The sequence below is a fragment of the Inquilinus ginsengisoli genome (genome assembly GCF_050434925.1).
GTDB lineage: Bacteria > Pseudomonadota > Alphaproteobacteria > DSM-16000 > Inquilinaceae > Inquilinus > Inquilinus ginsengisoli_B.
This window is the reverse complement of sequence record NZ_JBNDJK010000001.1, coordinates 3,285,201-3,301,962: the sequence shown is the minus strand read 5'-3', so window position 1 is coordinate 3,301,962 and position 16,762 is coordinate 3,285,201. Positions and strand designations below refer to the sequence as shown.

General features: G+C 67.8%; 13 protein-coding genes. 5 read left to right on the top strand and 8 right to left on the bottom strand.

Annotation, left to right across the window (positions count from 1 at the left end):
- Positions 1-152 precede the first annotated feature (152 nt).
- Complete coding sequence (locus tag QFZ27_RS15685; protein WP_429227307.1) at positions 153-4,457, bottom strand: Ig-like domain-containing protein; 4,305 nt, start codon at positions 4,455-4,457, stop codon at positions 153-155.
- 263 nt (positions 4,458-4,720) lie between these two features.
- Between QFZ27_RS15685 and QFZ27_RS15680 the strand changes: the two genes are divergently transcribed.
- The gene (locus QFZ27_RS15680) at positions 4,721-6,442 is read left to right on the top strand and encodes a cytochrome c biogenesis protein DipZ (protein ID WP_429227306.1); all 1,722 of its coding nucleotides are present in this window, start codon (positions 4,721-4,723) and stop codon (positions 6,440-6,442) included.
- Between the two features lie 14 nt (positions 6,443-6,456).
- Here the strand turns inward: QFZ27_RS15680 and QFZ27_RS15675 are convergent, their stop codons facing one another.
- Both QFZ27_RS15675 and QFZ27_RS15670 read right to left on the bottom strand, forming a co-directional pair.
- The gene (locus tag QFZ27_RS15675) at positions 6,457-7,047 is read right to left on the bottom strand and encodes a dioxygenase family protein (RefSeq protein ID WP_429227305.1); all 591 of its coding nucleotides are present in this window, start codon (positions 7,045-7,047) and stop codon (positions 6,457-6,459) included.
- 86 nt (positions 7,048-7,133) lie between these two features.
- Positions 7,134-7,970 carry an alpha/beta hydrolase gene (locus tag QFZ27_RS15670; RefSeq protein ID WP_429227304.1) on the bottom strand — a complete coding sequence of 279 codons (837 nt, stop codon included), beginning with the start codon at positions 7,968-7,970 and terminating at the stop codon, positions 7,134-7,136.
- A gap of 97 nt (positions 7,971-8,067) precedes the next feature.
- On the opposite strand from QFZ27_RS15670, the gene QFZ27_RS15665 reads away from it, so the two are divergent.
- On the top strand, positions 8,068-8,628 hold the full coding sequence (locus QFZ27_RS15665) for a type 1 glutamine amidotransferase family protein (protein WP_429227303.1): 561 nt from the start codon (positions 8,068-8,070) through the stop codon (positions 8,626-8,628).
- Positions 8,603-9,049, top strand: a complete 447-nt coding sequence (locus QFZ27_RS15660) for a helix-turn-helix domain-containing protein (RefSeq protein ID WP_429232462.1) — start codon at positions 8,603-8,605, stop codon at positions 9,047-9,049. Before QFZ27_RS15665 ends, QFZ27_RS15660 begins: the two co-directional genes overlap by 26 nt.
- A gap of 366 nt (positions 9,050-9,415) precedes the next feature.
- On the opposite strand, the gene QFZ27_RS15655 is transcribed toward QFZ27_RS15660, so the two are convergent.
- Positions 9,416-11,023, bottom strand: coding sequence for an MFS transporter (locus tag QFZ27_RS15655; RefSeq protein ID WP_429227302.1), 1,608 nt, complete (start codon positions 11,021-11,023; stop codon positions 9,416-9,418).
- Complete coding sequence (locus QFZ27_RS15650; RefSeq protein WP_429227301.1) at positions 11,020-12,213, bottom strand: HlyD family secretion protein; 1,194 nt, start codon at positions 12,211-12,213, stop codon at positions 11,020-11,022. The genes QFZ27_RS15655 and QFZ27_RS15650 overlap by 4 nt, the downstream gene beginning before the upstream one ends.
- 137 nt (positions 12,214-12,350) lie before the next feature.
- On the opposite strand from QFZ27_RS15650, the gene QFZ27_RS15645 reads away from it, so the two are divergent.
- Positions 12,351-12,911, top strand: a complete 561-nt coding sequence (locus QFZ27_RS15645; protein ID WP_429227300.1) for a TetR/AcrR family transcriptional regulator — start codon at positions 12,351-12,353, stop codon at positions 12,909-12,911.
- A 10-nt stretch (positions 12,912-12,921) separates the two neighbouring features.
- Here the strand turns inward: QFZ27_RS15645 and QFZ27_RS15640 are convergent, their stop codons facing one another.
- The 3 genes from QFZ27_RS15640 to QFZ27_RS15630 all read right to left on the bottom strand — a co-directional run bounded on the left by QFZ27_RS15640 (position 12,922) and on the right by QFZ27_RS15630 (position 15,838).
- Complete coding sequence (locus QFZ27_RS15640; protein ID WP_429227299.1) at positions 12,922-13,542, bottom strand: cysteine hydrolase family protein; 621 nt, start codon at positions 13,540-13,542, stop codon at positions 12,922-12,924.
- A 182-nt stretch (positions 13,543-13,724) separates the two neighbouring features.
- Positions 13,725-15,092, bottom strand: a complete 1,368-nt coding sequence (locus tag QFZ27_RS15635; RefSeq protein WP_429227298.1) for an NAD-dependent succinate-semialdehyde dehydrogenase — start codon at positions 15,090-15,092, stop codon at positions 13,725-13,727.
- On the bottom strand, positions 15,089-15,838 hold the full coding sequence (locus QFZ27_RS15630) for a cysteine hydrolase family protein (protein WP_429227297.1): 750 nt from the start codon (positions 15,836-15,838) through the stop codon (positions 15,089-15,091). The genes QFZ27_RS15635 and QFZ27_RS15630 overlap by 4 nt, the downstream gene beginning before the upstream one ends.
- A gap of 243 nt (positions 15,839-16,081) precedes the next feature.
- On the opposite strand from QFZ27_RS15630, the gene QFZ27_RS15625 reads away from it, so the two are divergent.
- Positions 16,082-16,567, top strand: coding sequence for an alpha/beta fold hydrolase (locus QFZ27_RS15625; protein ID WP_429227296.1), 486 nt, complete (start codon positions 16,082-16,084; stop codon positions 16,565-16,567).
- Positions 16,568-16,762 lie beyond the last annotated feature (195 nt).

The following is a 16,762-nucleotide window of genomic DNA, read 5'->3' as shown; positions in this document are numbered from 1 at the left end:
GCGCAGCCCCTCCCCCTGCCCCCCTCCCGCAAGGGGAGGGGGGACTATAAAGGGACGGCTTCAGCTGTTTTGCAAAGGTCCCGCAAGCGGGAGAGGCACAACTCAGCGCCTTGGCGTCATCGAGATGGACCGATCCAACTTCATCCGGCTCTCTAGCGGCTGGCCACTCCGGCGCAGGCATTCTGGCCGTCCAGCGACCGCAGATAGGCGGTCACGGCCGCGATGTTGCCGACACCGATCTTGCCGCCATGCACCGCGCTGAGGTTCGGGCGGAACACATCCGCCAGCGTCGCCGCCTGGCCGTTGTGGAAGTACGAGGAGGACTCCCACACGCCGTGCAGGGTCGGGGTGTCGAAGCCGGTGCCGGGCAGCGGCTGGCCCGACCCCGTGCCGGACGACGGCTGCACGGTGCCGACATCGTGGCGCTGGTTGTCCTGGCTGACGGCATTGCCGTGACAGGTGGTGCAGTTGGCCGTCTGGAACACCTGCTGGCCCCGCTGCGCCTCCGCGGTCAGGCAGCCCTGCGCGGTTCGGTACGGGCTGCGCTGGAAGGTGCTCAGCGACGTGACATAGGCCGCGAGGGCATCGAGATCGGCGCTCTTGCCGGCCTTCTTCGGGCCCAGCGGGTTGATGGTGGCGGCATAATCGGCGTCGCTCATGAAGCCGGCGCCCTCGAACTCGTCGCGGATGTCCTTCTCGAAATCCTGCAGCTCGTCGAAATTGCCGGTCCAGTGCAGCTTGCCCATGGCCGGCCCGACCCCCTGCCGCCCCTGCAGCGAGATGGTGCGGCGCAGGCCCTCACCGCGCTGGGTGAAGTCCCAGACCATGCCGTCGCTGTCGCCGTCGACATGGCAGCTGGCGCAGGAGATGTAGCTCTCGCTGCTCATCCGCGGGTCGGCGGCGTTGTAGAAGATCCGCTTGCCGGCCAGCACGGCGGTCGGCAGCGGCTCGGTCGCCACGGTCGGGATCGCCGTCGGGGCCGGGGTGATGAAATCCTCGCCGGTCAGCACCTTGGCGATGTCATGCACGGTGACGCGGCGGTCGAGGAAGGCGTTGACGAACAGGCGCTTCCGCGCCGCGTCGAGATACAGGCCGTGCGGCGTGCGGCCGATGCCGGCGACCGACCCGACCACCGCGCGGCGATACGGATCGACGATCTCGACGCTGTTCGATTCCATCTCGGCGACGAAGAGGTAGTTGCCGGAGGGTGCGAAGATCGCGGCGCGGGCCGGCCCCCGGTTGTTGAAGTCGATCTGCTCGGCGAACACCTCCCTGCCCTGCGCCAGGTCGAGCTGGGACAGGATCGAGCGCACGGTGGTGTCGGCCTTCAGGTCGATCTGCTTGCGGAAGCGGCCCTGGACGATGTTGTCCTTCTTCGACGGCAGCACGGCGCGCCGCCCGTCCGGCGAGATCACGACCTGGTTCATGTAGTTGGCGACGCCGGGGGCCGCGGCCTCCGTCGCCGGCGTCGTCGTGTCGACCGGCAGCGCGATCACGGCCGGGGCGGCGGTGGTGGCGAGGCTGACCTTGTAGACCTCGCCCTGCGTCATCTTCGAGCGGAAGCGGGTGACGTAGGCCGTCCTCGAATCCGCGCTGACGGCGATGCCGCGCACGTCGCCGCCGCCCGGCAGCGTCACCCGGCGGGTGATCGCGCCGGTCGACGGGTTGAACACCGCCAGCACCGACTTGCCGGCCAGGGTCAGCAGGCCCTTGGTGCCGTCGGGCGTGAACGCCACGCCATAGGGCGCGCTGCCGTAGTCCAGCGTGAAGGTGCTGACCGCCTTGGTCAGCGGGTCGATGCGCAGCAGCTTGTCGTCGCCCTGCACCGCGACCCACAGCTTGCCGCCAGGCCCGAGGGCCAGGGTCTTCGGCTCCTTGCCGACCGCCAGCTGCCAGCTCTTGGCCAGGGTGGCGGCGTCGATCGCGGCGATGGTGCCGGCATCCGGGTCGAGGGCATAGACCGCGGTGGCGTTGCCGACGATGTTGCTGGTGTGGGTCGGGGCCGCGGCGGTGACCGGATGGATCACGCTCTGCAGGAAGGAGAACGAGGTCTCGGTGCCGTCCTCGGTCACCACCGTCACCGACACGGTGTAGTTGCCCGGCGTGGCATAGGTGTAGCGCGCGATCGGGCTGGCCGCGGTGGTGGTGACCGGCGCGCTGCCGTCGCCGAAGTTCCAGACGTATTTCGCCCCGCTGAGGCCCAGCGCAGCCGGGTCGAGCGCGACCGCCTTGGCGACCTGCTGTTGCGGCAGCACCGCCGGGCGGGGGTTGAAGATGCCGTCCACCTCGGCGTCGGCCAGCACCCGCTTGTAGACCCGGACGTCGGACAGGATGCCCTTGAAGGCGACCGGGTTGCCCTGGATCTGCCCCAGCATCTGCAGCTTGTCGAACAGCCCCAGCACCCCCGCGGTGCCGGTCGAGGTGACCTTGGCGCCGTCGATGAACATGGCCTGGGCACCGGTCACGGCGTCGCGGGTCAGGGCGACCTGATGCCATTGCCCGTCATTGATCGGCGCCGCCGACCGGGTGACCGGATTGGTGGCGCTGCGATCTCCGACGGACAGGTTCAGATGCCCGGCAGCGTCGATCCAGCCCCAGAACACGTCATTGGCGCCGCCGGCCTGGTCGCGCCCGAAGATGCCCGGCGCCTGCCACGGATTGCTGTTGCCGATCTGGCTGGTCTTCATCCGGAAGCTGACGGTCGCGGTGCCGCCCAGGGCCTCGGCGATGGTGTCGCTCTCCAGCTCGACGCCGGTGGTCCGGGGCGTGAAGTCCAGGCCGCCGTCGCTGTAGCTGTCCTGGCTGCTGGCCTTGCCGTCATTGCCGCCGGCCACGTCGGTCAGGGTGGAGGCGAGCGGCCAGCGGTTGACATAGGCGGTCGGCACCGACTGGCTGCCGGTGGTGAAGCTGGAGGTGAATTCCGTGGCGAGGCCGTTGCCGGCATAGTCCTTCACGCCACCGGCCGTCAGCACCACCTCGTATTCGGTGTTGAGCTGCAGCGGCTGCGCCGGGGAGAAGTTGACGATGCCGAGCTGCACGCTGTAGGTGCCGGCCAGCGCCGTCCCGCCCTTGGGCCGGACGATGAAGGTGCCGGCGTTGACCGTCTCCGGCAGGATGCTGTCGGACAGCGCCAGGCCGACCCGCGACGTCGTCGCCTGGCGCAGCAGGCCGTTGCCGGGCGAGACGGTCAGCACCGCAGGCGGCGTGGTGTCCGGGGCCTTCTGGTGCGGCCGGAACGCGGTGTTGCTGCCATGGTCGCTGCCGACGAAGACCAGGTTGCCGAACATCGCCACCTGGCCGAGATCCGGGTCGCGGTTGCCGCGCGGCGGGACGGTGACGTTGTCCGCCACCCGCTCGGACCGCCCGATCTCCGTATAGGAGGCGGGGTTGGTCACGTCCAGCTTGAAGATGTAGCGCTGCGCCCCGACGATCAGGTGGTCGTCCTGGGCGGCGCAGTACAGCCCCTCCTCGATCGCGGTGGTCTCGTTCTCGATCTTGACCTGGCGCAGGTTCGAGAGGTCGTAGCCCGCCATCTTGCCGTCGCCGTTCCGCCCGGAGGTGTAGAGCTTCCGGCCGTTGAAGCAGGTGGCGTAGTAGTTCGGCAGGGTGGTCTTGCCGCCGATCAGCGTCGGGTTCAGCGGGTCGGAGATGTCGAGGCTGGCGAAGCCGGACGTCGTCTCCATCGAGGTCAGCACCATCTCGTTGCCCATGGCGAAGACCGGGCCGGCGCGGAAGCCGCCCAGCTCGCCCAGCGGCACCGGATTGGCCCGGCCGTTGCCGCGATCGGCGATCCTGGCATTGGCCGGATCGCTGGCGTCGACGATGAACATGCCGCGACTGGCCGAGGCGACGTAGAGATAGGGCGCCTGCCAGTACATCTGCCAGTTCACGTTCTCGTAGTCGCCGGCGTTCACGCCCGGCAATACGAGCTTCTTGACCTGCTTGATGTCGTTGATGTCGGTGAAGTCCCAGAACTCCACGCCATAGATGCTGGGCAGGGCGATGTAGTCCTTGCCGCCGATCGTGGCCTGGCCGAAGGCGTGCGGCTCGCGGAACTCCTTGGTGCGCCCATCCGGCTCGTAGATGGTCTTCACCAGCTTGATGTCGCGCGGGTTGCTGACGTCGTAGATCAGGAAGCCGCCGGTCGCCTCGCCGCTGTCCGGCGCGAACAGGGTCACGAAGTAGCCGTTGTGCATGACCCCGACATTGGTGCCGTAGGGCTTCTGCGGGCTGGTGTTGCCGGGAATCGTGTACTGGATCACCGGGATGCCGTTGGCGTTGGTGGCGGTGTTCCACCTGATCGTCGAGATCTCGCGGAACAGCTCGGCATCGGTGTAGGTGAGATTCCCCAGGCCGGGGCCTTCGAGGGGGAGAGGATCTTGCGCGGAGGCCGGCAGGCCGGGAGCCAGAGTCACGGAGACCAGGCTGGCCAGGAGGGCCAGTCGACAGGCGTTCATTTTCTCCCCCTTCTTCCTTATTCCTGCTCTGCCGTCGAAGCTGCGGCCTCTCAGGTCGAGCGGGTATACGCGTCCAGTCCTATCGACGATGGAGTGTCCTATCGGGCGTGTCAATAAATCTCAAATGTTGAAATATCTTTCAAATACCGTCTTTACAGAGCCAACAGCCGCTAACAACGGCTAACGGGCAAATCTCCGGGCCGCCGCCCACATCACGGCTCAGGACCACCCATCCCTGGCGGCCTGAGCCGCGGAGACCCAAGATGCTGCTGTTCGTGCTGGCCTATCTCGGCGGCGTGCTGACCATCGTCAGCCCCTGCATCCTGCCCGTCCTGCCCTTCGTCTTCGCCCGGGCGGACCGGCCGTTCCTGAGCAACGGGCTGCCGATGCTGATCGGCATGGCCGTGACCTTCGCCGCCGTCGCCAGCCTAGCCGCGGTCGCCGGCGGCTGGGCCGTCGCCGCCAATGAATGGGGCCGCATCGCCGCGGTCGCGCTGCTGGCGCTGTTCGGGGCGACGTTGCTGGTGCCCCGCCTGGCCGAGCGGCTGACCCGGCCCCTGGTCGTGCTCGGCGGCCGGCTGTCGGACGCCGCCGAAGATGTCGGCGCGCGGCGCTCGCCGGTGCCGGCATCGCTGCTGCTGGGCGTCGCCACCGGCCTGCTGTGGGCGCCCTGCGCCGGGCCGGTGCTGGGGCTGATCCTGACCGGCGCCGCGCTGAACGGCGCCAATCCCCAGACCTCGCTGCTGCTGCTGGCCTATGCCCTTGGCGCGGCCACCTCCCTGGCCCTGGCGCTGCGGGCCTTCGGCCGGATCTTCGCGGCGATCAAGCGGTCGCTCGGCGCCGGCGAATGGATCCGCCGCGGCCTGGGCGTGGCGGTGCTGGCCGGCGTCGCGACCATCGTCCTGGGGCTCGACACCGGCCTGCTGACCCGGGTGTCGCTGGCCGGCACGACGTCGATCGAGCACGGGCTGATCGACCGCCTGCACCCCGTGACGAAGGCCGCCGGCCGGCCGGCCCCGCTGCCGGTCGTGGGATACTTCCCGCCCCTGACCGGCGCCGTCGACTGGCTGAACTCGCCGCCGCTGACCCGGGAAGGGCTGCAGGGCAAGGTCGTGCTGGTGCAGTTCTGGACCTATTCCTGCATCAACTGCCTGCGCACCATCCCCTATGTCCGCGCCTGGGCCGAGAAGTACCGGGACCAGGGGCTGGTCGTGATCGGCGTGCACTCGCCCGAATTCGCCTTCGAGCGCAATGTCGACAACGTCCGCAAGGCGATCGCCGACCTGAAGATCGGCTACCCGGTGGCGATCGACAACAATTACGCGGTGTGGCAGGCCTTCGGGAACCAGTACTGGCCGGCGCAATACATCATCGACGCCCAGGGCCGGATCCGGCACGAGCATTTCGGCGAAGAGGGCTATGACGAGTCGGAGCGGATGATCCAGCAGCTGCTGGCCGAGGCCGGGCACGCCGATCCCGGCGCCGGGCTGGTCGCGGTCAGCCCCGCCGGCGTCGAAGCGGCCTCGAACGCGAACGATGTCGGATCGCCCGAGACCTATATCGGCTTCCGGCAGGCAGAGAGGTTCGTCTCGCCCGGCGGCGCGGCGCCCGACGCCAGCCATGTCTACGAGGCCGGCACGCCGCGGCTGAACCAATGGGGCTTGGCCGGCGACTGGACGGTCGGCGCCGAGCTGGCCTCACTGAACCAGGCGGGCGGCGGCATCGTCTACCGCTTCCACGCCCGCGACCTGCACCTGGTGCTGGGACCGGGACCGGACGGCAAGCCGGTGCGGTTCCGCGTCACCATCGACGGCGCCGCGCCGGGCGCCAGCCACGGCACCGACACCGATGCCGACGGCCAGGGCGTCGTGACGGAGCACCGCCTGCACCAGCTGGTGCGCCAGGACGGCCCGGTTGCCGATCGCAGCTTCGAGATCCGCTTCCTCGATCCCGGCGTCCAGGCCTATGCCTTCACCTTCGGATAGGCGGTTGCGCGGAGTCAGATGACGAAGTCGAAGCGGCCGAACCGTCCATCCTGCACATCGGTGACGGCGAGCAGCAGGCGCTCGTCGAACAGGCCATCGCGCCGGTTCCCGGGCTCGCCGGGGAAGAACAGCTGCGTGGTCAGGACCGATCCGCCCGCCCGCTGCACCTTGACATGGTAGTGCCGGGTGCGGCCGGGATAGAGCGCCGGCACGATGGTGGCGAACCACCACCGGCCGCCGTCATCGCTGAACTGGTGGCCGCGGAACCGGAACCCGGCGTTGTCGTACCGGCCGGCCGCATCGGCGTGCCAGATCTGCACCAGCGCGTTGGGGACCGGCCGGCAATCGGCATCCAGCACCAGGCCGGCGACGGTGATCCTCTCGCCGGACGGGGCGCCCGCAGCCAGGTCCCGCGTCAACGGGGCGTCGGGCCTGAAGAAAGGCCCTTCCGAGCTTGCCGGCGTGGCGTCGTCGTCGTCGCAGGCCGGCGTCGGCAGCAGCCGCGCCGGCGGCGATTGCGCCCCGGCCGGGGCAGCGGCCAGGAACGGCAGGGCGGAGGCGGACAGAAAGGTCGCGAGGACGGTCCGGCGCGTCGGCTGCATCATGCTCTTCCTCCTTCCGGCAGGCGCCGGTTCTTCAGAAGATGGGCTGGCCGGCAAGTCCGGGAAAGGCGTCGCTGCCGAATCCGGCTTCAGGCGGCGCGGTCCTTCACCCAACGGGCGAGCGCCTCGAGCTCCCGCAGCGCGACGGGATCGCGGCCCGCGCCCTTGAGGAAGCCATGGTCCTGGCCGGCGGCCACGACGAAGCGGCTGTCGGCGCGGGAGCCGAGGCGCTGGAACAGCAGGGCGGAATCATCGAACACCGCATCCAGCTCCGCCGCCAGGACATAGGCCGGCACGGCGATCTCGCCGGCGAAGTCCAGGGGCCAGGCGTCCTGCGCCGCGGGGCCGAGGCGGCGGTACATGACCGCCAGCGTTTCCGCATCCAGCCCGCTCTCCGCGGTGCCGTTGCGGGCGATGCTGCCGCCCTCGACGCCGCCGAACCCGCCATACAGCAGGGCCAGCCCGGCGACCCGGGCCCGCCGCTCAGGATCGACTCCTTGCAGGCCCCACAGGGCGACACAGGCCCCGGCGCTGTCGCCGGCCAGGACCAGCCTGTCCACGCCGATCCCGGCGAGGGCGGCGCAGGCTGCGACCGCGTCGTCGCGCTGGGCCGGGAACGGATGCTCCGGCGCCAGGCGGTAACGCGCCGACAGCACGCGCATCCCGGTCAGCCGCGCCAGCCAGGCGGTGACGCAGCGATGGCTCGTGGGGCTCCCCGCCACGAAGCCGCCGCCGTGGAAATAGAGGATCGCGACCTCCGGTGCCGGGTCCGGCGGGGTGAACAGCAGGCCGCCGCGGAAGGCGCCCGCCTCCTCCACCACCGACTCGGACACGTCGTCAGGCAGCGGCCCGGCCCGCTCCTCGGCATCGCGGGCGTGGTGCGCTCGCAGCTCGGCGGGACTGGATGTGGCCCATGACACGCTCATGCGATGCGATCCGGACTGGGGACATTGACCGCGCCGTCGCCTGTCGGGACACTCCGCGGTCCGACAGGGATGCAACGACCGGCACCAGGGACGCAACGTGATTCAGGCACCCCGCGGACGCGCACAGCAGGGGACGGCGCCGCCGATCACCTTCGCCGTCCTGGTCTTCCCCGGCTTCCCGACCATGGCGTTCAGCTCGGTGATCGAGCCGCTGCGCGCCGCCAACATCCTGGCCCGGCGCGAGTGCTATCGCTGGATCGCCGTCGGCCTGTCCGGCGGCAAGGTCCCGGCGTCGAACGGCTTCACCATCGAGCCGGTGCTGGGCGCGCGCGAAGCACCGCTGGTCGACCGCATCGTGGCGTGCTCCGGCGGCGACGCGGACCATGTCGTGGCCGAGCACGCGGTCGCCTGGATCCGCCGCAACCTGCGGACTGGGGCCTGGATCGGCGCGGTCGCCGATGCCGCCTTCTTCCTAGCCCGGGCCGGGCGTGTTGGACGGCCATGCCTGCACCCTGCACTGGACCAGCCAGCCGGCCTTCACCGAGGCCTTCCCCGAGATCGAGCTGCGGCGCGACCTCTATGTCATCGACCGCAAGCGCTTCACCTCGGCCGGCGGCGTCGGCAGCCTGGATATGATGCTGGACATCATCGGCGCTGATTGCGGGGCCGAGCTGGCGGCCGGCGTCGCCGAGTGGTTCGTGCACAGCCCGCTGCGCTCCGGCGTCGACCGCAAGCTGATGCCGCTGCGGCTGCGCACCGGCATCCGGGACGAGCTGGTGCTGTCGGCGATCGCGATCATGGAGGAGGCGGTAGAGGACCGGCTGCGGATGACCGGGCTGGCCGACCGCCTCGGCGTCTCCGCCGACCGGCTGGAGCGCGCCTTCCGCGCGGCCGCCGGCACCTCCCCCGGCGCCTATTACCGCCGGCTGCGGCTGCGTCGGGCGGCGGACCTGCTGGCCCATTCCACCCTGCCGGTGCGCGACGTCGCTTTGGCCTGCGGCTTCTCCGACATGTCGAGCTTCGCCCGGGCGTTCCGGGAGTTCGAAGGCGTCTCGCCACGCGCGGCGCGCAGGCCTTAGTGGGGGAAAATCTGACGCTTGGTACCCGACGGAACAGCCGCTGTGGTGAAGGGTTTCGGATGCCGGCCCGTCGAGACCTATCCGCCGGCGCTGAGGGCCGGCGTCCGAAACCCTCCCAGGAAGGGGCGGATTGCGGAAGTTGCACCGACGGCCACTGAATGGCCGCTTTGAACGACAGCAGACATGCGGTCTCCCGGCCGACTGCCAAGTGGCAGCGTGCCCGAATGGCGGTTCTCACGCATTGGAAAGCTCGTTGCGCGCTGATTAGGCTATTGCGTGAGGCCGGCGCGCGCTGCGGCCCAGTCGGAGATGTGGCCAGCGGAGGGGGCGGAGTCCATGGTGGTCAAGCGCGATTACTGTCCGACGTTAGAACGGAGACCTCCTGCGCCGGCTCAGGAGCGCCGTGAAGAACAGGCAGGCCAGGGCTCCGCAGGCTGCCGAGGCAAATCCATCCTGATAGGCGAGCACGTTCGCCTGCGTCGCGATCGCGCCGGACAGCATTTTGTAGGACTGCATGATCGCGGCGCCGCCATCGGTGCTGGAGGTTGCTATCCGCGCCTGGTAACCGGCAAGGCGCGCGAGCGTATCGCTGTCCCCGGCCACCACCTGGTTGCCGATATAATGAGAGTGGATCTGTTCCTGGACGCGCACATAGGTCTGCATGGAGGCCGTCCCGATCTCCCCGCCAAACAGACGGGACGTCTGTAACAGAGAGCCGATCATCAGGGCCTCGCTCGGCACGGTGTTGCGGACCACGAGCACGGTAAAAGCCGTCAGGGCGAAGGACTGCCCGATCGCCTGCAGGATCTGCGAGGGCAAGAACTCGTCGGTCGCCCAGTCAGCGGTGATCCGCGTCGTCATCAGGCAGGCGATGCCGATCAGCGTGACGCCAAGGGCCAGCGTGGCCCGGCCGTGAGTCTTCCGCAACAGCAGGGCCAGCGGCACCACGATGACGAACTGCGGCAACGCGATCCACAGCAGCACCTTGCCGATCTGCAGCTCCCGGAAGTTCTGCACCGTCTGCAGGTAGTTCGGGATGATGTAGGCGGTCGACAGGATGATGTAGCGAAGGCCGGCGAGGATGAGGAGGAGGATCGGCAGGTTGCCGCGCAGGAGCAACCGCAGGTTGACGAAAGGCTGCTTTGCCGTCAGTTCCCGCACCAGGAATGCGATCGTCAGGATGGCACCGCCGGCCAGGAGACCGACGATCAGGCCGCTGCCGGTCCAGTCGAGCCGGTTGCCCTGATCGAGGCCGGCATAGAGCAGCGAGAACCCGATCCCGGAAAAGCACAGCCCCGCCCAGTTGAGCCCGCGCAGCAGCGCGGTATTGATCGGGTCGCGCGGCACGCCGAACCAGATGCAGGCAAACATCACCGGTAGCCCGGCACAGTATTGCCAGAGGATCCAGTGCCAGCTGAAGGTGTCGACATACCAGCCTTCCAGTGAGGCGGCGACGTTTTGCGAGAGTTCGGAATTCATGGCGTAGGCGGCGCAGCCATAGACGACGAGCTGGGCTGGCAGGCTTCTGATAATGAACGACACCGTCAGCGGGATGAAGGTGCCGGCGCCGACGCCGGAAAGGCCGATCAGCACCAGGAACAGCGTGAAATTGTTCGAGACCGGAGCGGCGAGCGAGGCAAAGAAGAACAGCGTTATACCGGCGAGCAGCACGCGGCGGGCGCCGAAGACGGCGCCGAGATAGGGCGAGGCGACGCCGACGAGCATCTGGCCGACACCGAAGCTGGTCGTGATCCAGGCTCCCTCGTCGAAGCCGACATGCAGGCCGCCCCGCAGGTCGGCGAGGCCGAAGCTCGTCATCCGGGCGCCGATGGTTGCCAGGATGGATCCGAGCAGGACGCCGACCAAGCCGACATAGGGACGCCAGCTGTCGATGGCGAGCCGGATCGGCTGGGGGTGTCTGGCGCGGTGCAGCGCAACGGCGACCGCGCTCAGCGGCTCGTGGGCGGTGTTCATCGGGCTGCCTGCCCGGACGTCGCGGCCTCGTGCTCGCCGGTGTCGATCGTCACCACGACCGACATTCCCGGCCGCACGAGCTCTCCCAGCACAGGGGAAGGGTCGAGAGCGACCTTCACCGGCACGCGCTGCACGACCTTGGTGAAGTTGCCGGTCGCATTGTCGGGTGCGAGCAGCGCAAAGGTGCTTCCGGTGCCGGGCGACCAGCTGTCGACGTGCCCGGTCAGCGCGACATCCGGGAAGGCGTCGACCGTGATCCGGGCCGGCTGCCCGATCCTGATATTGGTCATCTGGGTCTCCTTGTAGTTGGCGATCACCCAGATGTCCGGCAGCGCCATAACCGACACGACCTGTCCGCCGACATTGACGAACTGGCCGTCGCGCACCTGGCGTTGGCCGGTCATGCCGTCGACGGGTGAGCGAATCTCCGTGTCGCGCAGGTTGTTCTCGGCGAGCTGCCGCGCCGCCCCGGCCGCAGCGAGCTGGGCCATCAATTGCTGTTCCTGGATATCGAGGCTGTCGAGCAGCGCGCGCTGCTGGTCGACGGCCGCATCATTGAGGTCGAGCTGCGCCGCGGTGTGTTTTTCCGTGGCATCGGTTTGCTCGACCGTCCGCAAGGTGCCGGCCAGGCCGCTGTCCTTCAGCGTGCGCTGCCGGACGGCCTCGAGATGGTCGCGCTCGAGGTCGGCGGCGGTGCCCGTGCGCGTCGCTTCGGCCTGGCGGATCAGGGCCCGCTGGATGGCGCGCTGGTTCCTGATGTTCGACAGTGTCGCCGAGGCTGAGGCCTCGTTCGCACGGGCCTGCGCGAGCTGGGCCTCGTAATCCGATGGGTCGATCCTGGCGAGCAGGTCGCCACGGCGGACGTTCTGGTAGTCCTGAATCCCGACACGGAGAATCCGCCCAGACACCTTGGCGCCCATGGGGGTCAGGTCGCCGGCGACATAGGCATCGTCGGTCGCGGCGAAGCGGCGCGCGCCCATCCATCCTTCCCAGTTGTTCGCAACCACCCAGGCGGCCAGTCCGGCCAGGACAACGACCGCCGCCCGCGCAACCGGCCAGAACAGGCTTGATGCCGTCGCCGGCGCTCCTTCCGGAACGGCGGTCGGGTTCGAAGGGGACGGAGCAGATGCCGGCTCCGGGGCACGACGCTGCTCCGTAGGTGCCCCGGATGCCGGGCCGGTGTCTGCCATGTCCATGTCTCCTGTCACCGCCTGGGACCGGCCGCGGCCGAGTTAAACCTGATGGCTGTCATGCTTGTAATTTGGGCTGGCGGGCATGAACATGGCGGAAGTCAAGTGCGGCCGTCAGATGCCCAAGGAAAGCGCGCATGGTTCGTTATCCTCCGGCCGAGACGGCTGAGAAGCATCAGAAGATCCTGGAGCAGGCTGCCCGCATGTTTCGCGAACGCGGCTTCGACGCAGTCTCGATCGGCGACCTGATGAGAGCCGCCGATCTGTCCCACGGCTCGTTCTACAACCACTTCGATTCCAGGCAGGAGTTGATGAGCGAGTGCGTCGACTACGTCTCGGCTCGAGCCGTCGGCCAGATCATTGGCGCAGCGCCGTCGGCGGAAGGCAGGAAGGTCTTCGTCTCCCAATATCTCAGCGTCGCCAACCGTGACGCCCCGGGCAATGGATGCCTGATGTCGTCCCTCGCCTCGGAGATCGCGCGCGAGCCCAAGGTCCGGCCGACGATGACGCGCTATGTCCAGGCCTTCATCAACACGATCGCCACGCACTTCCCCTGGAAGAAGAAGGCCAACGCACGCCGCGAGGCGATCCGCCTGACATCGTCCCTGGTCGGCGCCCTGCTCCTTGCCCGAGCGGTCGACAACGAGGAATTGTCGCTCGAGATCCTCAACGAGGTGACCGCGCAATACGCCGACTAGCGTCCGGGCCTCAGGCCGGCTCGACCGCCCTCAGGAAGCCGTCGATCGTGGTGACCTCGTGGCCGAAGGTCGGGTACGACAATGCGATCGCGGCGTTGTGGGCCTCCTCGGTGAACTCCGAGACGGCGTCGGTCAGGAACGTCACGTGCAGGCCTTCCTCCAGAGCGTGGCGGCCGGCGCTCTCGACGCAGGTGTGGGACGTCAGGCCCGCCAGCACGACCTTCTCGATCCCGTGCTCCCGCAGTTTCGGCACCATGTCGGTGTTGACGAAGCTGTCGAAGGTGCGGTGGCGGCTGATGATGACGTCGCCGTCATGCGGCGCAAACGCGTCGTAGAACTCCGCCCCCCAATCGCCCTTCCAGAAGAGCTTGTTCTCCATCGCCCATTGCCAGCGGGGATGGATGTGGCGGACATCGTCGAAGCTGTGCTCGTGCAGGCCATGCGGCACGTAGAAGATCTTGACGCCCTTGGCACGGGCGCCGTTGATCAGACGCTTCAGATTCACCTTGAAGTTGGTCTTGTCGAGCATCTCGCCGATGCGCGGGGCAAGCTTGCCCTTCTCGTCGAGGAAGTCGTTGAGAAGGTCGACGAGGAGCAGGGCGGTATCACCAGTGGAGTAGGGTTCTTTCATCGCAATGTCCTTCCGTGTTCAGGAGGCGGCCGCCGCGTGGCGGGTTGCCGTGGAGATCCCCCAGGCCTGTCGGGGGACAGGCTTGGGGGCGGGCACCTCCGACATCGCCCTCTATCTCCGAAGGGGATACCGGGGGCGTCTCCTGCCCGGTCGGGGGACGAACCGGGCAGGAAGCAGCACTGTCAGGTCACGCGAACGAGCTTGCGGTTCACGAATTCGGCGATGCCGAGGTCCGAGAGCTCGCGGCCGTATCCGGAGTTCTTGACCCCGCCGAACGGCAGTTCGGGTGCCGATGTCGGCGTCGAATTGATGAACACCATCCCGATATCGAGCCGGCTCGCCACCCTCTTGGCGCGTTCGACATTCGGCGAGATCACGGCCCCGCCGAGCCCATAGGGTGAGTCGTTGGCGAGCTTGATCGCCTCCTCCTCGTTCTCCGCCGCGAACACCATGGCGACAGGTGCGAAGAACTCCTGGTGGAAGACAGGATTCGTCGGCGCGACCTCGGTCAGGATCGTCGGGGCCAGGAAGTAACCCCTGCGATCGAGCTTCCTGCCGCCGGTCACGACCTTTGCCCCGCCGGCCACACCCTGCTCGATCTGCTGCAGGACGTGGTCGAGCGCCGCCCGGCTGGTCAGCGGGCCCAGCTTCGTCCGGCCGTCGAGCGGGTCGCCGGGGACAAGCTTTTCGAGCTCTTCCCTGAAGCCGGCCGTAAAGGCCTCGGCGATGGAGGCGTGGACGATGAAGCGCTTCGAGCCGGTGCAGGCCTGCCCGGTGTTCATCATCCGGCCGCCGACCGCCAGCCGCACGGCCGTCTCGAGGTCCGCATCATCAAGCACGATGAAGGCGTCGCTGCCGCCGAGCTCCATCGTGCTTTTCTTCAGGGCCTTGCCCGCGGCCGCGGCGACGGCGGCGCCCGCCCGTTCGCTGCCGGTCAGGGCGACGCCCCTGACCCGCGGGTCGGCAATCGCGGTCGCCGCCTGGTCATTCGTCAGAAACACATTGGTGTAGGCCCCCAGTGGTGCGCCGGCGTCGAGAAGCACCTTCTCAAAGGCCAGGGCGCATTGGGGAACACCCGGTGCATGCTTCACGATGATCGTGTTGCCGGCCATCAGGTTCGGTCCGGCGACACGCGCGAGCTGGTAGTAGGGGAAGTTCCACGGCTCGATGCAGAAGATCGGGCCGATGGGGCTGGTCTCGATATGGGCCTTGCCCTCCCGCACGTCGAGATCCCGCGCAGCCAGGATGGCTTCGGCACGATCTGCGTAATAGTCGAAGATGTCGGCGCACAGGGCGACCTCGCCCAGAGCCTCGACATAGAGCTTGCCCATTTCGGTCGTTGCGATCCTGGCGAGGTCGTCACGACGCTCGCGCAGGATCGCTGCGGCCTGCTTCAGGACCGCCTTTCGAGCATCGAAGGGGCGCTTTCGCCAGTCTTCGCGAAACGTCGTGTCGGCTTGCGCGAGGATTGCGCTCAGTTCCGCGTCGCTATGTTCGGTGAACGCCGCGATCGGTTCTTCCGTAAAGGGATTGATCGAGAGATAGGTCATCGGGACTCTTTCGGTAACTGGGCCAGCAGGTCGTCGGTCTTCAGGATGGCATGCGCAAACATCGGCGCATTGGTGGCCGCGGCGACCATTCCTTCGGGGCTGAAGGCTGCAGTGGCATCCGGCACGAGCGTGACGTGGTAGCCGAGTTCCATGCCGTAGCGGGCGGTCGACTCGATGCAGCTGTTGGCGATCAGGCCGACCAGGATGATCTTCTGGATGCCGTGCTGCTTGAGCTGGAGATCGAGATCGGTGTTGGCGAAGCCGCTCTGGGCCCAGTGCTCCTTGACGATCACATCGCCCGGCTTCGGGCCGAATTCCTCATGGAACTCCCCGCCCCAGCTTCCGGCCTCGAAGGCGCGCAGCGGCTCGCCCTTCTGGATGAACGCGTTGATGTGCTGCCAGCCGAGGTGGTCGTGGTCGCAGGCCCGGTGGTGGGGAACGATGATGACCTGCATGCCGAGGTTTCGGATCGCGGGGATCAGCTTGCGCAGGTTGCCGAACATTCCCGAGGCCTCGGCGGTCGGCCGGATGGCTTCGTAGAGCTTGCCGCCCTCGCTCATGAAGTCGTTGTAGGGATCGACGATCAGCAGAGCAGTGCGGTCCGCTGGGTATCCTTCCGACATCGTGTTGGTCCTTCTGGTCTGGATCGTGGCGGCCGCCGACCGCCTGCGGATCAGCGCGGTTGAACGCCGTTGACTCCCGCTGAGCGGAACGTTGTCGCGGGATGGGGGTGAAGCGATGGGCAAGCTTTAACCTGATAATCATCAGGTTTGTGTTTGCCTTAGGTGGCCGGTCCCACCGGCCGTGTCAAGTGACCTACCGCCGGATTCGTCGCCGATCTCCCCAAATGAATTCCAGGCTTGACATTGACGGCATCTCCATCGATCCATCTACATTCAATTCTGATAATCATCAGGCTTAAGCAATCGAGATGCAGGCCGCACGAAGCCGGCACCGGACGGTTGCAGCCGATGAAAAGGAAGCCTGAGATGAAACTTCCAAAGCGACGCCATGCTGGCGCGATGGCGCTGGCCGCATTGCTGTCGATCTCAGCCGCGCCCCGGACAGCGTTCGCCGAGGTTGCCCGGCACGTGCTGTTGGTGCATGGCGCCTTTGTCGACGGTTCGGGCTGGCGGGAGGTCTATGACATCCTGGCCAAGCGCGGCTTTCACGTGGTCGTCGTGCAGCAGCCGATGACCTCGCTCGCCGACGACGTCTCGGAAGTACGGCGTGTGCTCGACCAGCAGGCCAGCCCGACCATTCTGGTCGGGCACAGCTATGGCGGCGTCATCATCACCGAGGCGGGCGACGATCCGAAGGTCGCCGGTCTCGTCTACATCGCGGCGCTGCAGCCGGACGTGGGCGAGAGCGTCTCGACGCTTGCCGGCAGCGCGCCCCAGCCGTCGAACGACATCCGTCCGATCCCGGGCGGATACCTTCGGGTCCCGGGCTTCCTGCAGGCCGTCCGGCCCTGACATCTGCGCTGCCGAAGCTGCTTCAACGGCCGCACACCAACCAAATCCAGATCGCGCTCAACAAAACACGCGTTTCCACACAGCCTCGGTCGTCTTCTGCCATTCCTAGCGGGTATCAAGCGTCAGATTTCACCACTAGGCATCCCATCCTCACGTCATCGCGAGCCCCGCAGGGGCTTGGCGATCCAGCGGCAC